The 19,864-nt window shown below is 34.6% G+C and carries 12 protein-coding genes and 5 pseudogenes; 9 read left to right on the top strand and 8 right to left on the bottom strand.

Annotation, left to right across the window (positions count from 1 at the left end):
- Positions 1–138: 138 nt before the first annotated feature.
- From N7U66_RS17810 to ffh, 5 genes and pseudogenes are all read right to left on the bottom strand, one after another.
- On the bottom strand, positions 139–1,308 hold the full coding sequence (locus tag N7U66_RS17810) for a hypothetical protein (RefSeq protein WP_267676328.1): 1,170 nt from the start codon (positions 1,306–1,308) through the stop codon (positions 139–141).
- A complete protein-coding gene (locus N7U66_RS17805) occupies positions 1,298–2,488 on the bottom strand; it encodes a tetratricopeptide repeat protein (RefSeq protein ID WP_267676327.1) in 1,191 nt (396 codons plus the stop codon). The genes N7U66_RS17810 and N7U66_RS17805 overlap by 11 nt, the downstream gene beginning before the upstream one ends.
- 86 nt (positions 2,489–2,574) lie before the next feature.
- Positions 2,575–3,162, bottom strand: coding sequence for an HlyD family secretion protein (locus tag N7U66_RS17800; protein ID WP_267676326.1), 588 nt, complete (start codon positions 3,160–3,162; stop codon positions 2,575–2,577).
- Positions 3,163–3,507: 345 nt separating this feature from the next.
- Positions 3,508–4,391: pseudogene (locus N7U66_RS17795) on the bottom strand (bifunctional 5,10-methylenetetrahydrofolate dehydrogenase/5,10-methenyltetrahydrofolate cyclohydrolase).
- 113 nt (positions 4,392–4,504) lie between these two features.
- Positions 4,505–5,834, bottom strand: a pseudogene (ffh, locus tag N7U66_RS17790) (signal recognition particle protein).
- 379 nt (positions 5,835–6,213) lie between these two features.
- Between ffh and N7U66_RS17785 the strand changes: the two are divergent.
- From N7U66_RS17785 to N7U66_RS17760, 6 genes and pseudogenes are all read left to right on the top strand, one after another.
- On the top strand, positions 6,214–6,660 hold the full coding sequence (locus N7U66_RS17785; RefSeq protein WP_267676325.1) for a hypothetical protein: 447 nt from the start codon (positions 6,214–6,216) through the stop codon (positions 6,658–6,660).
- A gap of 198 nt (positions 6,661–6,858) precedes the next feature.
- Positions 6,859–9,112: pseudogene (locus N7U66_RS17780) on the top strand (FUSC family membrane protein).
- Positions 9,113–9,399: 287 nt separating this feature from the next.
- The gene (locus tag N7U66_RS17775; protein WP_267676324.1) at positions 9,400–9,888 is read left to right on the top strand and encodes a hypothetical protein; all 489 of its coding nucleotides are present in this window, start codon (positions 9,400–9,402) and stop codon (positions 9,886–9,888) included.
- Between the two features lie 66 nt (positions 9,889–9,954).
- Positions 9,955–10,635, top strand: a complete 681-nt coding sequence (locus N7U66_RS17770) for a hypothetical protein (protein WP_267676323.1) — start codon at positions 9,955–9,957, stop codon at positions 10,633–10,635.
- 430 nt (positions 10,636–11,065) lie between these two features.
- A complete protein-coding gene (locus N7U66_RS17765) occupies positions 11,066–11,350 on the top strand; it encodes a hypothetical protein (protein WP_267676322.1) in 285 nt (94 codons plus the stop codon).
- A 638-nt stretch (positions 11,351–11,988) separates the two neighbouring features.
- Complete coding sequence (locus N7U66_RS17760; RefSeq protein WP_267676321.1) at positions 11,989–12,471, top strand: hypothetical protein; 483 nt, start codon at positions 11,989–11,991, stop codon at positions 12,469–12,471.
- Between the two features lie 165 nt (positions 12,472–12,636).
- Here N7U66_RS17760 and hemL read toward each other — a convergent pair.
- From hemL to N7U66_RS17745, 3 genes and pseudogenes are all read right to left on the bottom strand, one after another.
- Positions 12,637–13,918, bottom strand: a pseudogene (gene hemL, locus N7U66_RS17755) (glutamate-1-semialdehyde 2,1-aminomutase).
- 7 nt (positions 13,919–13,925) lie between these two features.
- Positions 13,926–14,492: a glucosaminidase domain-containing protein gene (locus tag N7U66_RS17750; RefSeq protein WP_313791302.1), complete on the bottom strand. Its 567-nt coding sequence runs from the start codon at positions 14,490–14,492 to the stop codon at positions 13,926–13,928.
- Positions 14,493–14,752: 260 nt separating this feature from the next.
- Positions 14,753–15,664, bottom strand: a pseudogene (locus tag N7U66_RS17745) (1-aminocyclopropane-1-carboxylate deaminase/D-cysteine desulfhydrase).
- Positions 15,665–15,832: 168 nt separating this feature from the next.
- Here N7U66_RS17745 and N7U66_RS17740 point away from each other — a divergent pair.
- The 3 genes from N7U66_RS17740 (at position 15,833) to N7U66_RS17730 (ending at position 19,861) form a co-directional block, all read left to right on the top strand.
- Complete coding sequence (locus tag N7U66_RS17740; RefSeq protein WP_267676320.1) at positions 15,833–16,936, top strand: tail fiber domain-containing protein; 1,104 nt, start codon at positions 15,833–15,835, stop codon at positions 16,934–16,936.
- A 419-nt stretch (positions 16,937–17,355) separates the two neighbouring features.
- The gene (locus tag N7U66_RS17735) at positions 17,356–17,643 is read left to right on the top strand and encodes a hypothetical protein (protein WP_267676319.1); all 288 of its coding nucleotides are present in this window, start codon (positions 17,356–17,358) and stop codon (positions 17,641–17,643) included.
- Positions 17,644–17,677: 34 nt separating this feature from the next.
- Entirely contained in the window at positions 17,678–19,861 is a 2,184-nt protein-coding gene (locus N7U66_RS17730) for an immunoglobulin domain-containing protein (RefSeq protein WP_267676318.1), read from the top strand.
- The last annotated feature ends 3 nt before the right edge of the window (positions 19,862–19,864 follow it).

Genomic DNA, 19,864 nt, shown 5'->3' with positions numbered 1-19,864 from the left:
GAGTAAGAAATAAAGAATTAATACCAGTTCTATCACAAAAATATAATGCGGCCAATCACCCAAATAATCTAAAATTGATATTGAAGCAGGCTTTTTATTGCAAATAAATCACATAAAACTAATTCATTTTTCTTATTATCACCATAATAGTTCTATGGGTTCATTTTTCAATTCATTTTTCAATTCCATAACTAAATTAGCTTCGTTTATATTTAAATAAATCATAACTTCTTGTAAATTTTTTGCATAAAAAATATCTAAAAATGAACTTCTACCATATAATCTTAACGACCGTTCACACAGAATTGCGCCTATTGTATAAGCTATTTCATTCCTCATTTCATCATTAGAATATGGGTAGAGATAACCATTAACATCTATTGATTCTTTTTCTAAAAACAGCATTAGCTTCTTCCTTAGCACTGAATATGATGCTTCACCACTTCCACCTATAAAAGTAGCAAGACCTTCATTTATAAGTGATAAATTTCCAATTGTTGAATAGTATTTTTCATAGGTATAAAAATGAACGATTTCATGATTATAGGTATCTGAATCATTTCCTGAAAAAAGGATATTAGAGGTAACCTCACTCAATCCTCCTTTATCTGACATATACATATTGTGTATGTAATCAAACCCTTTAATCTCAAAGAGCTCTACGGGTGATATACAAGAATAATATTTCACTGATTTTGATTCCATTTCAAATAATTGCGCTATTTTCTTGTTAGCATAATCAAATTCTAAGGCTTCCGTTATATTAAATTCTCTTAACGGCGAAATATAGTACTCAATATCTCCAACATCAATTTTTTTCCAGTTTCTAGTGTTATAATTCAAAATTCTTTTGAATTTTTGTTCTTTAATATCAAATATCAAATTATAAATACATTTGATACCTAACTCCTGATTTGAGTATTTTAAGAATGCTATTTTAACTATGTATTCATTTGTGCCTTCTATGTGTAATAATTCCAAAACTTTAGGTTCATAAATAGATTCTCCTTCTTTTGACATTTCAATGTTAACTATATCATTATATGGGAATATATAGTGTTCAAAATCTAAATCACTCCAATATTTCGAAGATCTAAAATCTTGATTTTTAATTAAAAGGAATTCCTCTAGTTTTTCAAAAACTAATGTGCTAACAGAGTCCTGTTTGATATAATTACTGATTTTGAGTTTAGGAGTAATTACTTTTTCATTCTCAATTTTAGACTTTTTACAAGAGAAAAATATAATTATTATAGATAAGACTACTATTTTATTGAAAAAATAAAAGCTTGTTTTATTACAGGTCATTAAGTTCTATTTTATACTGAATTTTATCTTTCAAATTTGTTATATCCGTCATTGAAATTTGATAAGGGTAGTTTACATAAATCTCATTACTTTCATTTATTACAAAACCTTTGTTAAACATCGTCATGGCTTTTTCAGACAACCTATAAGCCTCGCTGAATAATTTCTTTTCATCCATAATTTTTGCTTTAAGATAAATAGCATTCGCGAAATTTGGATATATCTTTAAGCACCTATCAAGAGTGATTAATGATTCATCATAATCTTTGACTTTATATTTTACGATGGCATAGTAATATAAGTTTGAATAATGAATCCAATCTTCTCCATGTTTAGAATCATTTAATAATGATGAATTAAGATAATCTTCTGCTATAGTATATTCTTTTTTCATTAAAAAGCATAGTCCTAAAAAAAAATCTACATCATGATCCATAATATACTCTCCTGGGGATATATTTTTTGTTTCCAAAAAGTCAAGAATGGCACCATCATAATCTTTCATAAAAATAACCTTCATGAATCCTCTATATGAACAATATTCATTAGGTGATAAACGTACTGCAATATCCAAATTTTTCATGCCGTTATAATAATCGCCTGTTTTGAGGTATGGCATTGCTTTTTGTTGATATAAATACGCTATATTACTATTTTTAGAGATTGCTGAATCAATACAGACTTGCCATTTTTCAGAATGAAGATTATTTTGCCAAGCACAATTTTTAAGATACTTCTCACTTATTTCATCATTATTAAGCTGGGTCTTTTTGATGCTCTCATCACTACAGGAACATATAATCAAAATTAAGCTAAGGTAATATATCTTTGATTTTGCCATTTTCAATCTTGAAAGTAAGGTAATAATAATAATTAAATTCTTTATATGCCTTGAAATCGGCAACTCTAAAATAAGCTTTTTTAACTCTTCGATAACCTGAGGACTAAATTTTTTGGGTTGAAAATCACTATCTAGTTGATGCACTACGAAACTCCCTGGTTGGCCTTCACAATTTACAATAAAACAGAAAGTAATAATTCCGTTTAAGTTCTTTACAAATTTAATATTTTCATACAAAGGTGTATCATCAAAATTTTGGAATACTAAAGGGTACTTGCCATTAATATCGTAGTAATTTTCTATTCTTTTATTACAGTTTTGTAATAAGTCGAGTTTCAAAATATTATCTCTGTGAAAAGTATATTCAATATTATTCTCATGACAAGAACAAAGTGAAATTAAAAATATAAGGACTAGGAGATTTTTCAATTTACAAAGACATCTCTAAATTTATTAAATATCCGTTCTAAAATACTCATATCTTCTGTTATAATTTCAGCCTTTCCAATAAGACTTGATTTAAATTCTATTTTAGTATTGAATGAAGTAACAAGGTTTTGCGGTAAATCAATTTTAGCTAGATAACCATCGTTGCTTTGAATTCTTGAAATATTGGATACCTTCCCTTTTAAAACACCATATTCAATTGCAGGAAAATTATCTAAAAATATATTTACATTTTGCCCAATTTCTACTTTACCTGATTTATTAAACGGAACAAACAAGACACCAAATAATTGACCAAACTCATCGGGTACAATTGAAAAAACGTCTTCGCCATCTAAAACATTTTTGTTTTCTGTAATTAAATAATTATGAAAATTTACAACTCCATTAATTGGAGATTTGAGTAAATAAGTCTCCTCCCATTGTTTAATTTTCTCTAATAATAATATTTTAGAATTTTCTATTGTTGCCTGCTGAATTAAGTCATATTCGGCAGTCTCAATCTGAGCTTTATCAATAACCCTATTAATATTAAGAATTTCAATTCTTGAATTTGAAAGCGTCACTTTAGAATCCTCTATTAGTTGTATTTTCTGTAATACGTAAACGCAAAAATAAAAAGCGCCATAAAGCTACAGAGAAACAGCGGTAAATCTGTTTGAATACTATAACTTCCTCCCATTATAAAGTATAAGTGGTAAAATAAAATAGACAGTGAGACCGAAGTCCCAACCATTAAAAATCTGTTGTTGTCTTTTTAATTCGCACGTTTTCTTAGCCCTATATATAATAAAAACCCCGAAAAAGACACCTAAAAATATGGGCACCCCATATTGCAAACTTCCAATCGCAAATGCAACATTGTTAATGGTTTGAATAAAATTCATACCCGTAATATAGTGAAATACAGTCTATGAGAGTCTGTGACGTTCTCTAGCTAAAAGCGTGTTTTTAAGAAGCATCGCAATAGTCATTGGCCCGACACCTCCAGGAACTGGTGTGATAAAACTTGCTTTTTTACTCACATTTTCAAAATCTACGTCCCCTGTAATAATATACCCTTTTGGAGAACTTTCATCCGGAACTCCTGGTAATTCCAACATCTATTATAACGGCATCATCTTTTACCATTTCTGCCTTTAAAAAATTAGGCACACCTAATGCAGAAATAATAATATCTGCCTGAGACGTTATTTGCGTAATGTTTTTAGTGTGGCTATGTGTTAGTGTCACTGTAGAGTTCCCAGGAAACCCTTTGCGTCCCATTAAAATACTCATGGGTCTACCCACAATATGCGAGCGCCCAATAACCACGGTATGCTTTCCTTTGGTTGACACATCGTAACGATCTAACAATTCTAAAATACCAAAGGGTGTTGCAGGAATAAAAGTAGACATGTCTAATGCCATTTTCCCGAAATTCATAGGGTGAAAACCATCCACATCTTTATCTCGGATGCACCGCCATTAATACTTTTTGGGTATCAATCTGTGGTGGCAATGGTAATTGAATAATGAAACCATCAATATCATCATTATTGTTTAAGGCTTCAATTTTATCTAATAATTCAATCTCGCTAGTCGTGTTTGATAAACGCACCATAGTCGATTCGAAACCAACACGTTCACAAGCTCTTACTTTACTGCCAACATACGTCAGACTCGCACCATCATTCCCTACAATAACAGCGGCCAAATGGGGCACTTTCTCTCCATTGGCTTTCATTTTATCAACTTCAGCTTTGATTTCGTTTTTGATGTCGTTGCTAACTTTTTTTCCGTCGAGTATGGTCATTTTTTTTATCTTCAGTGAGCAGTCTTCAGTGTGCAGTCTGCAATTTCTATTGTGTTAAAATTGGCTAACATAAGAGTAAACTGCCTACTGTGGACGGTTTACGACTTACTCATCTACCCCATATTTTTCATGGCTTGCATCATGGCTTTACCTTTCCCTCCCTGCATCATCTTCATCATTTTGCTCATCTGATCAAACTGTTTTAGTAATTGATTCACTTGTTGCACCGATGTTCCCGATCCTTTTCCTATACGTTTTTTTCGACTCGCATTAATGACTGAAGGGTTGGTTCTTTCCTGTTCTGTCATAGAATGAATGATGGCTTCAATATGTTTAAAGGCATCGTCATCTATGTCGACATCTTTCATCATTTTACCTGCTCCAGGAATCATCCCAACCAGGTCCTTCATATTCCCCATTTTCTTAATTTGTTGAATCTGTTTTAAGAAATCATCAAACCCGAATTGGTTCTTGGCTATTTTTTTCTGAAGCTTTCTTGCTTCGTCTTCATCAAACTGCTCTTGTGCTCTTTCTACTAATGACACCACATCACCCATTCCAAGGATACGATCTGCCATACGTGAAGGATAGAAGACATCTATCGCTTCCATTTTTTCGCCAGTACCAATAAATTTAATGGGTTTATTGACTACCGATTTAATGGAAATAGCAGCTCCACCACGCGTATCACCATCTAATTTTGTTAAAATGACACCGTCAAAATTCAACACATCATTAAAAGCTTTTGCTGTATTTACGGCATCTTGACCAGTCATAGCATCAACAACAAACAATGTCTCTTGCGGCGCAATGGCTTTATGAATGTTTGAAATCTCGGACATCATGGCTTCATCTACAGCTAAACGACCAGCAGTATCAATGATTACCACGTTATGTCCGTTTTGTTTAGCATGCGCAATACCTGCTTGTGCAATAGCCACAGGATCCGTATTCCCTTTATCGCTGTAAACATCAATTTTAAGTTGCTCTCCAACAACATGTAATTGATCAATAGCAGCAGGACGATACACATCACAAGCCACTAATAAAGGTTTCTTAGTTTTTTTAGTTTTAAGATAATTTGCTAATTTCCCTGAAAAAGTCGTTTTACCGGAACCCTGTAACCCGGACATTAAAATAACCGTAGGTGCACCGAGACAAGTTTAGACCTTCTGCATCGCCTCCCATTAATTCGGTTAACTCGTCTTTTACGATTTTAACCATTAACTGCCCCGGCTGTAATGTGGTTAACACGTTTTGACCTAAAGCTCTTTCTTTGACGCGGTTGGTAAAATCTTTAGCAATTTTAAAGTTAACATCGGCATCCAAAAGGGCACGGCGTACTTCTTTTAAAGTTTCGGCAACATTAACTTCTGTAATGCTTCCGTGACCTTTTAATACGTGTAGCGCTTTATCTAACTTCTCACTTAAATTATTGAACATGATTCTATATCTTTTAAAGAAAAGCAAATTTAGGAATTTGAAGCGTATTTATAAAGTTTAAGCTGTATAATTTAAAACAAAAAAAGAGTGCTTAAAACGGGCAGCCCTTTCCTGAAGAATGCCCCTCTAAAAAAAGAAATTACTGCACTACTTTATATTTATCCATTTTTTCTAAAGCAACACTAGCCGCAGTAAATGTCACATTATCAGGAATCAATAGCTTTTAGGCACACTACGAGATCGGTTTAGTCCTGCTATTACTGTTTAAATTCTAAGCAATTATCCTTTGGTTCGGTTTCTTTTACTAATTTAGAGCAAATCCATACACACCAACTTGCACACAACCGTAAAACACGACTAAATCATACCCCAAATGGAAATGAGTTTATTGCAGTATATCAAAAAAAGAAATGGTGTCTCTATTGGTAGTCCTCGATCTTTAAGAAACAATCTGTACCGTTCATTAGGCGCGAGAAACTTCTCTACTTTTTGGAATTATTGGAATCCCATTTTTGGGTATTATTTAGGGAAATGTATATTTAAACCACTTAATCGTATGATTAAAGCTGAATTGGCTTTGCTATTTACCTTCATTTTCTGTGGAATGATACACGATGCTGTGACCACTATTTTTCGTGGAAAAATATCATTTTTCTTTTCCATTTGGTTTTTCATTATGGGATTAGCTGTGATTCTATCTAGACTTTTAAAGCACGATTTCTCTAAATTATTATGGATGAAACGGGCCGTTATTAATTTGAGTATCATTAGTATTTGTTTAATAATAACCATTGCTATTAACAACTATTTGAGGATTGGATTTTGAATTATAGGTCATACAAAAGGAACACGAAACCCCTTATTCTATAAAATGAAGCCCTACTACTGTATCCAAATAGGTTTTGCATCAATATTTATAGAGAAAAGCTATTTTTAAATGGTACTTCAAGCTATCAACTAAAATAACGATAGGAGACCATACTTCAACGCAATTGTTCTAACTTTACATTTAAATTGAACCGCCTTGAAAGAAAAACTCAAACAACTAGAATTATTTCTAAAAAGCTCCAGTTTTGACAGAGGCATTAGGCTGGGAGTGGGTATTATTGTCCCCTTTGCTGTATTGCACATTTTAGGATATTTTGAATATGCTCCAGCGCTTGTCATTGGTACTTTTTTAAATGCACCAGGCGATATTCCAGGAAGTTTTAAACGTAAGGTCAATGCCATTTTAGTAAGTATTGTATTAACCATGGTTATTACGGTCATCATCCTTTTCTCAAAACCGTTTCTCCCGCTTTTATTGATTGTACTTACAGCGGTTTCATTTATTGTATCCCTCATTTCGGTGTATGGCTTTAGAGCCTCTTTAGTGTCCTTTTCGGCTTGTTAGCCATGGTTTTGGCGTTTGCCGTTCCCATAGAAACACCGCATGAAATTTTAGTGCAAGTCTCCCTTATGGGGCTTGGTGGTCTTTGGTATTTGGTGGTGTCCTATATTTTTGAAAAACTGGCTCCTAAAAAGGATCAAAACCAGCTCTTATCAGACACCCTTCATCTTATTGGTGCGTATCTAAAATTACGCGCCAAGTTACTAACGAAGAAAACAAAACGTGACACACTACTAAAACAAACCTTCGTGCTTCAACATCAAATTAACGAGAAACACGAAACCCTTCGAGAAACTCTGCTAACCGAACGTAAACGTTCCGGTCGTTCGCGTTATGAAGAAAAGCAACTCCTTATTTTCATCTCCTCCATCAATATTTTTGAATTAATAGAAGCAAAACATTTGGACTACAACATGATCGATGGCATTTTTGGTGAACGAAAGGAGTTCCTGAAGGCCTCTAAAAAGCTCAACAAAATCATGGGGAACCACCTCATCCGTTTGTCTGAATTACTGATTCAAAAGGATAAAATACCAAATAAAAACAGCTTATTAAAAGCATTATCAGAAGCCAACGCCTCCATTACAAATTACATTGACACGGTTAAATTACCGGAAGCCCGTGAAGGTGCGTTGGTTCTGAAAAACCTATACGATTACCAAGAACAACTGCTTCAAGAAATAAGAGCTATTAGACGGGCGATGGCCAATGTAAAAGAGGCCTCCAAAATATCCTTAAAAAGACAAGATTCGAGTCAGTTTTTAACACTCCAAGAATACCGCCTCAATGTCCTTATTCAAAATTTGAGCTTAGATTCTACACTATTTAGACATGCCTTACGGTTTGCCATTGCGATTGTATTTGCCTACCTGTTAGGCTTTCTCCTTGACATTCAAAACACCTATTGGATTCTACTGACCATCGTGGTTATTATGAGGCCTAGTTATGGACTTACCAAAGAACGCTCCAAAGACCGTATCATTGGAACACTCATTGGCGCTGCAGTGGCTGTTGGTATTGTTTTGTTGACTCAAAATGTCGTGGTTTATGCCATATTGGCCATTGTTTCATTAATATTAGCGTTTGCGTTAATCCAGCAAAATTACAAGTCTGCTGCTGCACTAATCACCATTAGTATCGTGTTTGTGTATTCTTTAATCAACCCCAATGCTTTTGAAGTCATACAATTTCGTGTCATAGATACCATTATTGGATGTGCCATCGCAGTTCTTGCTAATTATTTGCTATTTCCAAGCTGGGAGGTCAACAACCTCACAAAGGTTCTACTTAATGCATTAAACATGAATAAAAATTACCTCTTGGCCACACAACAGTTGTATCAAGACACATCACAACATAGGCTATCCTACAATTTGGCTCGCAAAGAGGCTTTTCCGCCATTGGTAATTTAAATGCGGCTTTTCAACGATTGACTCAAGATCCAAAATCTAAACAGAAAGAATATCCACTTATTTATGAAATTGTAACACTTAATCAAACCATGATCTCTGCCATTGCATCTATAGGTAATTTCATCGTTAATCATAAAACCACCCCTGCTTCAAAAGAATTTGATGTCCTAATAAAAAAAATATCTAATACCCTACAGATGTCGGTTGATAGTTTAGACCATTCACAAATCAAGCAGAAAATAGCCGAAGACCTTGCTGAAGATGCGCAAGAGAAGTTGTTAGGAAAATATCAAGAATTATCAAATCTACGAGATGAAAACATTAGAAAAGGAAATACCGAATTAGACACCGAAACCCTTCATGGGCTTCAGGAAGCCTATTTGATTTCCAATCACATGAGTTGGCTAAAATCACTATCAGAAAACCTGAAAAAGGCCACTGAGCGCTATCGTTCATCCATTGAAGATGCCCAATAGCTCTCTTATAATTTTTATCATACGTCTACCCCACTAATTCTTAGTTAACATAAATCGCTTCAGCATTGCTACTTATATCTAAACCATATCATCCCATATTAAAATTAAGTCGTAAAAAGAGTTTAAAACACAGCAGTTACAAGGCTTATGCAGAATCTAATTAGGCAAACCATAGTGTCTTATATCTTAAAAAATGGATGACGGACAATGATTTGATTTATTTTAAAACTAAAAAACTAGTTTAAACTATATTTTTAGTTATATTTGAGAACTATAACTTAAAGGCTATGACAATCAAAACCATTAAAAAAATAAGCTTTACTATTTTAATACTTCTTGTCGTGGATAGCTGTATGCATAATGACCACATTGGTGTATTCAATTACGACAATAAACAAGAACTATCTCAATACAATACGTTGCATTTAGATGCAACACATCCCAATTTATTAAACCCTAAAATCTCAACATCTGACTACAATTTAGTGGTCAAATCTTGGAGTAATTTGCACCAACGCATAGGTGATTTTCTATCTAAAAACAATTTTGATTGGGAAGTAGAAGATCATTCCATCGCCATTGTTCATAAAATATATTTTAGTGCCGAAGGAAAAATAAAAAATTATTTCTTTAAAGTCTTGACTGAGAATGTATCTGAAGAAAAAAAAGAGCAGTTTGCTAGTTTGATTTTAAAGTTTTCAAAAGACAACCCAATAAACTTCAAAAAAGAGGGGCCATTCGCCCAATGTGGAAAAACAAAGTACCTGACTGAATGAATCCCATGGTGGGATGGGAACCTATAATTTTAATCACTACATTAGGCACATAAAACGTCTATTAAAATGTCACTATCACAATCGAAAAAAGTAGCCCTCTTGCTTTCGTTTTTTTCCATCTCATTAATTGTGAGCACACAAGAATCCATGAAAAAAATAGCAGTAGTTGAAGGATTAAGTAAGTGTTCAAAATATAACGAGCTCAATATAGAGACTTTGCTTCAGGTCTACGACAACAATACTTCCAACCACCTTATTGGAGATATGTATCTTAGAGTTGACAATCAGGGCCTACCAATACTCGATTTTTTTTGTGATACTAATCCAATAACAAAAGAGTATAACACCAAAGCTTATAAAAATTACTTTTTTACGTTTAAGATTGAAAATAACAACAAATACCTCATCATTGAACAGGCACAATTTGGGAAACCCTTTGCACTTTCAAGCAAACAAGGTGTAACCATAGATAAAAACGGCAAACCCCTAGTAATAGAAATCACGGAATATATACATGAGTGGGGATACGACGGTCCACCGGAAGATAGCAACCGGACCTACTTTAGTGACATCAATTATACCTTAACGGTGAAAGAAAAAGAGTTTGTTAAGCACTATAGTTTCTCTAGCTCTGAAATTAAAAACAATTATACCATTAATTTAGAACGGTATACTATTTCAATTCTAAATGATCTCTTTAGTGAATCTTCTTGTTTAATTGAGATGATTGTTACCGATAAATTATAAGGCTAGCTTATACAAGTTTTCTATTTTTAAAAAATATGAGTCTAAATTGGCAAGCATTCGAAACCTATTCTAAAGTACTACACGAACCAAAAATGAGGTTATTTAGCTGCAATTGATAAATATTTTGTTATGATTCGTCCTAATTTATTAATAGCTAGACAATTTCATAAGTTGTTTCCACTAAAAAAAAACATTAACAAGCAGTCGTTATCTGGATTAAATCAAGAAATCGTTTACATTTTAAAATATTCTCATGTGAGCTTGCCCTAACCCACTCATTAGATCCTAATTTTTAAAAGAACGTCAAAACTATGCTACTCACATAATAATCAAGTAGTTATACTCTGTTTTGAGTTGCGGTATTAATACGGGTAATTAAACATCTCAAGCAACATACCTTTACAGTGTTATTAATCTAAAATATTTTATTATGGCGTACACTTTTAATATGGAAAACACTTTAAACGAAGAGGTAATTGTGAAATGGTATGATTGGAATGACGACACTCATGGTATATCAGCTGCAAATTATAACATTTCTGCAAATGGTCACAAATCAATTGATGCTAAAAACAATGTGGTCATTCAAATTAGTGTTTTTAAAGCTAATAACAATCCGTTATTAGATGGTAAATCAATGAATTTTTATGCAACTAAAAGAAACATGAAAATTGTGGAGAACAACGGTGTTACCTCAATAGCTTATACGGATTAATCTCAAAAAACAATCCGTATCGATTCTATTGTAGTCGTTTAATTTCTAAACATTTAGAAAAGAAGATTGATTATATATCAATCTTCTTTTAGTTTTAGTGTATTCATAAGAGAACATTTAAGAAGCTATACTTATACTCTATTTTATGCAAACTATCGTTATACTTTCTTGATTGCTAGAAAGACAAACATAATATTTAGCAACACAGCACATCGCGTGATTAAGACCAACTTTTTTGCTGATATATTGTTACTTTATTCAGCACAGCAAATTCTAAAAACGCTTTTTGGCTACAGGTAACACTTTTTCTTACGATCCCCTATTCTTCCTTAGGTCAAATTTGAATAGTAAACGTATTACAATAGATGGCGTGCGCTCTAGAAATTATTTAACACATACTCCAGCAATTAAGAATTAAAACACAAGTGTCTTTCTACTTGATGAGACCAACCATAAAAGCGATATTACGCGACCTTATTTGACATGACTAAAAAGTAAAACACAAATAGAGTTAGAACCAATTATAAGTGTAATGACAAAATGTTAATCTGTTAATTTGCTGTTAAAGCAGAAATACCCTTAAACCTTTTCATTTTTTAGAAGTCCTAGAGCAATAATAACAATAAATAAAATCTACTATGAAAAAATTAATAATTATGGCACTAGCCTTAGCTTCCTTTAACATGCAGGCACAAGACAAAAAAGAGGACCGCATGGCTATTAAAAAAGAGCGCTTAAATAAAATGAATGCCGAAGACATGGCTCAAATACAAACTAAAAAAATGGTTTTAGCTCTAGATCTTTCTGATGCGCAACAAAAGCAAGTGGAGCAAGTAGAACTTAAAACAGCTAAACGTCGTTTAGAACACATGAAGAAAAAAGCAACTATGGCCGAAAAAGGCGAAAAACCTTCTGAAGATGCGCGTTTAAAAATGCAGAACGATAAATTAGATAACAGGATTGCTACTAAAAGGGAAATGAAGAAAATCCTTAATGAATCGCAGTATGAAAAATGGAACACAATGCATGAAAGAAAGCATAAGATGGGCAGACCAAGAAAAATGGAAAGAAAAAGAGGAACAGCCCCTAGCGACCGTGATGGCGATAGAAGAAAACACTAAATCCTTTCGAGTGCTCTTATGCTCTAAAAAGAAATCCACTAAATTATCGTTTAGATATTCTATAATTTATGAGCACTATAAAAGGATAGCTCCTCATTCCAATAAAAAAAAAGCGATTACAAAATGTGTAATCGCTTTTTTTAATTGGACATTTTTTGTTTTTTTTTAAGCAAACACCTTATCACACGCGGCAATAGTGAAATCTAAATCTTCGTATGTTAATGCATCGGTAATAAACCAAGTTTCAAAAGCACTTGGCGCTATATAAACACCCGCTTCCAACATGCCGTGAAAGAACCTTTTAAAGGTCTCATTATTACCTTCAGCAGCGCTATCAAAATCGACAACTTCAGTAGCACAAAAATGTACAGAAATCATAGAGCCCACTCTATTTATAGTATGTGTGATGTCGTGTTTTTTTAAAACCTTAGTTAATCCCTTATGTAAATATTCCGTTTTTTCTGCTAAACGATTAAACAGTTCTTTATCAGCATCTAATGCCGTTAACATAGCCAATCCCGCTGCCATAGCCAATGGATTCCCACTTAAGGTCCCTGCCTGGTAAACAGCTCCTAAGGGCGCCGAGATGATTCATGATTTCATTTCTAGCAGCAAACGCCCCCACAGGTAATCCTCCACCTATCACTTTACCAAAGCAAATAATATCTGCATGAACGCCATAAAGTTCTTGCACGCCTCCTTTTGCCAAACGGAATCCAGTCATCACCTCATCGAAAACCAGTAAAATATTATAGGTATCGCACAATTGCCTTAATCCTTGTAAAAAGCCTTCTTTTGGGGGAATACAGCCCATGTTACCCGCAACTGGTTCAACAATAACACAAGCTATCTCATTTATATTAGCGTTGATAATGCTTTCCACATTCTCCAAATCATTATATCTAGCTAACAAAGTATCTTGTGCGGTGCCTTTAGTCACGCCTGGACTATTAGGTGAACCAAAAGTAACAGCCCCGCTACCCGCTTGAATTAAAAACGAGTCACTATGTCCATGATAACACCCCGCAAACTTTATAATTTTATCTTTTGCAGTAAACCCTCTTGCTAAACGCACAGCGCTCATACACGCTTCGGTTCCTGAATTTACAAAACGAATTTTATCAACATTAGGCACCATAGCAACGGCTAATTCAGCAATCTGGGTTTCAATTTCAGTTGGCATACCAAAAGACGTTCCTTTTTTAGCCTTATCTATAATGGCATTGACAACAGGTTCGTATGCATGCCCTAAAATCATGGGCCCCCAAGAATTTATATAATCTATTAATTGGTTTCCATCTTCATCATATAAATAGGCCCCTTTTGCTTCCTTTACAAAAATTGGGGTGCCTCCAACCGCCTTAAAAGCGCGAACCGGTGAGTTTACACCTCCAGGAATAACTTGCTCTGCTTGGGTAAATAATACACTACTTCTTTTATATCTCATTATTTTTTTAATCTTTTGGTAAGGGTTTTACAAATAATATTTGTCCAACATATAGGTCATTGGATTCTAAACCATTTAGTTCTTTTAGTGTTTGAATTGAAATATTATATTTTTTAGATAACGAATACAACGTGTCACCGGCCATAATAATATGTCTATCATTAAAATCTAATGTTTTACCTAATACTTCGTCATCAAAACGGTATAATTGATAGCGTTCTATTAAACTAATTAATTTTTCCGGATACTTTCTGTCTGTAGCATAACCAGCTGCCCGTAGTCCCCTCGCCCATGCTTTGTAATCGTCTTTTTGAAGTTTGAACAGCTCTGAGTAGCGCTTCCGTTCTTTTAAAAACAAAGAGTGGTCTCTAAAAGAATATTTTGAATTTTTATATTTTCGGAAACACTCTTGTGAGGCATCATCATCGTGATAAATTTTAGCACCCGTCCAACCAGTATGACATTTAATACCAAAATGATTATTCGCTTCCATAGACAACCGCCCTTTTCCTGAAGCAGACTCCAAGATCCCTTGTGCTAAAGTGATGCTTGCCGGCACACCATAGTTGCGCATTTCGTCTTGAGCGATATCGCTGTAAATAGCAATGTACTCTTGAGTAGGAGAAGCATAACGTTCGGAGTATCAACAATAGGAATATCTCCTTGTGGACGCTCAGGAATAATCACTTTAATCTCGTTTTTTGAAGTGCTCTCAGATCCTTTAACCACCCTGGTCGTTTTATTTTTAGATTTTTGCGTGGTCACTTTCTTCTGTGAGCCACAACTACTTAATAAAACAAGCACGCATAAAACACTAATTATTTTATTCATTAATCATTGTATTACTGGTAAATTTTTCTTTTTTAATCGGCATTCATGCCTTCAATACCCTGTAAACCGCCGGTGTGAATGGCTAATATTTTAGAGTCACTTTTAAAATACCCTGTATCAACCATATCAAAAATGCCATACATCATTTTTCCTGTATACACTGGATCTAATGCTACTTGGTGCACCTTCTTAAACTGGTTTATAAACGTTATCAATTCCGTATTTATTTTGGCATAACCCCCAAAATGGTACGCGTTTATTAATTGCCAATTATTCTGTTTTGCAAATTTACTAATATCTTGTTTTAAAAAGTCCCCTTTTAATGCTGAAAATCCTAAAACTTGTTGACTCGATTTTGAACTATTAATCAAGCCCGCTAATGTACCTCCAGTACCAACAGAAGCACAAATGTAATCGAAATGTTCATCAGCAGTGGTTAAAATTTCTTCGCATCCTTTAACAGCCAAAGCGTTAGTCCCGCCTTCTCGGAATAAGATAAAAGTCTCCATATTCATTTTTAAGTTGTTCAATAAAAGAGGGGGCTTCTTTAGTTCTAAACGCTGTTCTAGAAATGAATTTAAAAGTCATACCACAGTCTTGAGCATACTTTAAAGTTGGGTTGTCTTTAATTTTGCTACTTAACTCTTCGCCTCTTATAATCCCAATGGTTTTTAATCCACACATTTTCCCAGCAGACGCCGTAGCAGCTATATGATTTGAAAACGCTCCTCCAAAAGTGAGTAAGGTGTTTTTTTCTTCCTTGATTGCCGTAATTAAATTGTACTTTAGTTTTCTAAACTTGTTTCCCGAGACGGCCGCATGCAGTTGATCTTCACGTTTTACATGTAACGTTATTCTTTTATCTCCCAAATACTGAGAGTAAATGGAGTGAATGTGTTGATTATTGGACTCCATATTTAAACCTAAACTACTATTATTGAACAATTGAGATTGATTTTTCGTTTAACAACTCACGAAACGTTAAAAAAACCCGCTCTTTATCGAAAGCATCTACTTTTCATGGATTTAAAACGTATATTTGTGACGTAAATGTAATTGATATTTATAGAAAATTTTAACGATATGAAACGATTATTTAACAATAGGTCAGTTGTATTATTTCTGTTCTTAAGTATCATCAGCGTAAATCAAACTTTTTCACAGGTTGGCATAGGAACGACAAACCCTAATCCAAGTGCGGCGTTAGACATTGAATCCACTCAAGGCGGATTATTAATACCTAGAATGACCCTAGCACAAATTAGTGCCCTAACAGTTGATGCGTCTACTTCAGGCTTACTCGTTTACCGAACGGACACTAGTCCAGGTTTTTATTTCTTCAATGGAACTTCTTGGAGTACGTTTTCAGGAAGCGTAGATAACGATTGGACGATTGTTGGTAATAATATGTATAACGCAAATTCGGGTAATGTAGGTGTTGGAACCGGAGCCACAGCTCCTGCTAATAAGCTGCACGTACAACACAATCAAGATGGTGCTGGTGTTATGAGAATTCAAAACAATAGTGATGGCGGTTTTGCTGGAATTTATTTTAATCAAAACGATAGTTATAGAGGACACATTGGCTATGTTAATACTGGAGGTGCTTCAACTTTTGGAGGAAAAGGAGCTTTTCAAATTGCTGCTGGGAATAGACCTTTTGTAATTACTAATGGCACAACCGAACTTTATTCTGAAAGTTTAAGAATTACACAGGACAAAAAATTAAGAATTTTTAGAAACGCGAGCGCGAGTTATTGGGATACTTATATTGATACCTATAATGACTATAATTTTGCTTTTAACGGAGTTGCAGAATCATATATAGAAGACGGTACTGGAGCATATGTACAATATTCTGACAGAAGGCTTAAAAACAATATTTCCCCGATGGAAATGAATACTTTAGAAAAGTTTTTAGCCTTAAATCCTGTAAATTACCACTATAAAAAGGATAAGAACAAGCGCATGCAAAATGGACTTATCGCACAAGAAGTACAGCAGTTATTTCCGGAGTTAGTAGGCGAAAAAAATGGCTACTTAACTGTCAATTACAATGCCTTCGGTGTACTTGCAATAAAAGCCATCCAAGAACAACAAAAGATCATTACGCTTCAAGAAAAAAAAATTAAGCGCATGGAAGAGGATATTTCAGCCATTAAACAAATGCTTTTAGATAAAAAATAAGAACCTATCAAAAACGTCCTACTTGCACGTTTTTTTTGAAGTACTACAATGTCTTTCTTAGTTAACGCCCTTTATTTCAAAATAAAATGACGCTATGGCGCCCCATTATTTTTATAAAAAGTACTAATCGCATTAAAAATTAAATCCTCCCATTTACCAAAGGCATAACCCCTAGTTGTAAAGGCAAAAAAACACCTATATTAAGCTGTTTTTAAGATTGATAACCACATAAGTTATAGGATCAAATTATTTGCGCTTTATCGAAAAAAAAGCATTTAATAGTGTTATTTTATTGAAAATCACTAGTTTTACACTGCTTTTAATTCATTTTGTAACCTATAATGAATGTAATGCATGCTAAAACCTTAGCAGTTTATTGCACTGTTTTAGCATTTAAGTTTTTTTAATACCCGCTCCCAATGATCAAAAAACAACCTACAACCCAAGGTGCCGTTTATTGTAACACTTTATGCACCTACAAAAAAAACACGATTTTATTAATTTTTACGTTCTTAAGTCTTTCTATTTTTAATAGTGGTGCTCAAAATGTAAACACTACATCCAAAGGTGACACACCTCTTCTAATTCAGAATCGTGGTAGTCGTGATAGGCATGTGACCACGTTTATTAAGCCAACCGTTTCAAATAAACGCAACCTGCTAAAAGGCGAGACTCCGAGAGACTACATTAGACTATTCCACTCATAATAAAAATAATAATGAATCCAACGGACCGTCTCTAATGGCTTGTGATGGAAGTTATTGTGTTCCTACTTTTACCGATCAGGTTTATCCAATTACCAATATAAGCTTTGCTGGTATTAATAGAACGACCACTAATACAACCCCTGGAGGCGCAAGTACACAAGGCTTTTGTAATACCGCCAATGTACAACAAGGTGACACATACACCTTAACAATGCAAGCAAACTGTGGTGGAAACAATAGATTCTATGAGAAAGCCTATTTTGATTGGAACCAAAATGGCACTTTTGGTGATGCGGCTAATGAAATTTATTACATGGGCAGTCTCTATGGTACTTATGGGAATGATGGCGTAACCTTGTCTTACCCCATAGATGTCCCTGTTGGCGCTTCTACAGGAAACACCCGAATGCGTGTGATGCACCGTTTTAATGGGTATTCGGCGAATGCATGTCAAACAGGTGCTGGATATGGCCAAGCAGAGGACTACAATGTTTCAGTTACTGCTCTTACTAATTATTGTATTCGAGAATCTTTAAATGACGAAACAGTATTATATTTCAATAATGTAGAGTTTATAGGCACTCTAAATGATGTGTCTAACTTGAACAACAGCTATTCCACAAGTCCTCAAGGCTACCAAGATCACACCGCTATAACCAATAGCGTACAAGCACAAGGAGAAGGCATGAATGTTTTTGTGGAATCTAATGCCACAGGACGAATTAAAGCATGGATAGACTGGAATAAGGATTTTGTTTTTGATGAAGCTACTGAAAAAGTGTACGATACTGGAATAGCAGCCTCCAGTACCACCTTTGGGTTTATCATTCCACCTGGTCAAGCTGTTGGCGATTATAGAATTCGTATACGAACCTATAGCAGTTATCACTATTACTACGGCACATCGAATAACACTTATGATTATACCGCTTGTGAAACCTTTTACCAAAATGGCAACTACAATGAATATGGAGAAACTGAAGATTATACCTTCACCGTCGTAGAAAGTTGTGATGCCACTATTACCAGTCTTACTGAAGCTAATACGTGTGGTCCAGGAACAGTAACATTAGGTGTTACTGGAAGCCCGAGCACCACCTCTTTTAATTGGTATGCTAACAGTACAGATACCACACCATTAGCAACAACGAACACTGGATCCTGGACAACACCTTCTATAAGTGCTACAACAGATTATTATGTTACTGCAGTAAATGGTACTTGTGAGTCTTTAGTAAAAACCAAAATAACAGCCACCATTTTAACCATTACGACCTTAACCTTTACCCCTAGTGTTCCTGAAGTTTGTGGAGAAGATGACATTATTGAACTTGCCGCTTCTGCTGAAAATGAAATTATATACTTAATAGATGAAGATTTTGAAGGCGCTGGGTTAGGCTCCTTTTCAAATAACAACATTGCAGACAATGGTGCTTCTGAGAATGCCGCCACGATGTGGCAACAACGCACCAGTACATTTGTCCCTTCAGAACAAGTTTGGTTTCCGGCTATTGCTTCCGGTTTTAAATCTAATAAATTCGTGATGGCAACTTCTGATGTTGGTACTTCTAATATTAAAGAAAATGCTTTAGAATCTGCACTATTAGATGCATCAAATTTTCTAGATTTAACACTAAGCTTTGATATGTACTTCTCAAGGTACAAGAATAGTAATCCGGAATACGTCTCTGTTGACGTGTCTACAGACAGTGGAACGACATGGACCACGGTACAACAATACAATAACGATATTGGTTATGGTACTAATTTTGCCAACCTCTCATTAGATTTATCCTCTTATATAGCTGAACCAACGTTAAAGGTTAGAATTCGTTATTTTGCCGATGCCTGGTGTGATGGTGTAGCCGTCGATAATATACAATTGTATGGATCAAAACCATTGGCCTCTTCATTTACTTGGACCAGCAGCACACCTATAGACGCTTACTTAGACGCCGCAGCAACCAATCCGTATACGGCCGGAACGGCAGCGAGCCTTGTCTATGTAAAACCCACAACGATTCAACTACAATCGCCAACATTCTCATTCACAGCAACTGCATCCTTATCAAATGGTTGCACGGTGAGTGAAACCATTTCTATAAATAATAAAACACTCTTTTGGACTGGAGGAAGTTCTACCGATTGGAACGACCCATCAAACTGGTCTCAAAATAACATTCCAACAGCGAACAGTTGTGTAATCATTCCGAGATAACAC

Source organism: Lacinutrix neustonica, from assembly GCF_026625145.1.
GTDB classification, from domain to species: domain Bacteria; phylum Bacteroidota; class Bacteroidia; order Flavobacteriales; family Flavobacteriaceae; genus Lacinutrix; species Lacinutrix neustonica.
The sequence above is the reverse complement of the archived record's forward strand: the minus strand, read 5'-3'. Positions and strand labels throughout refer to the sequence as shown.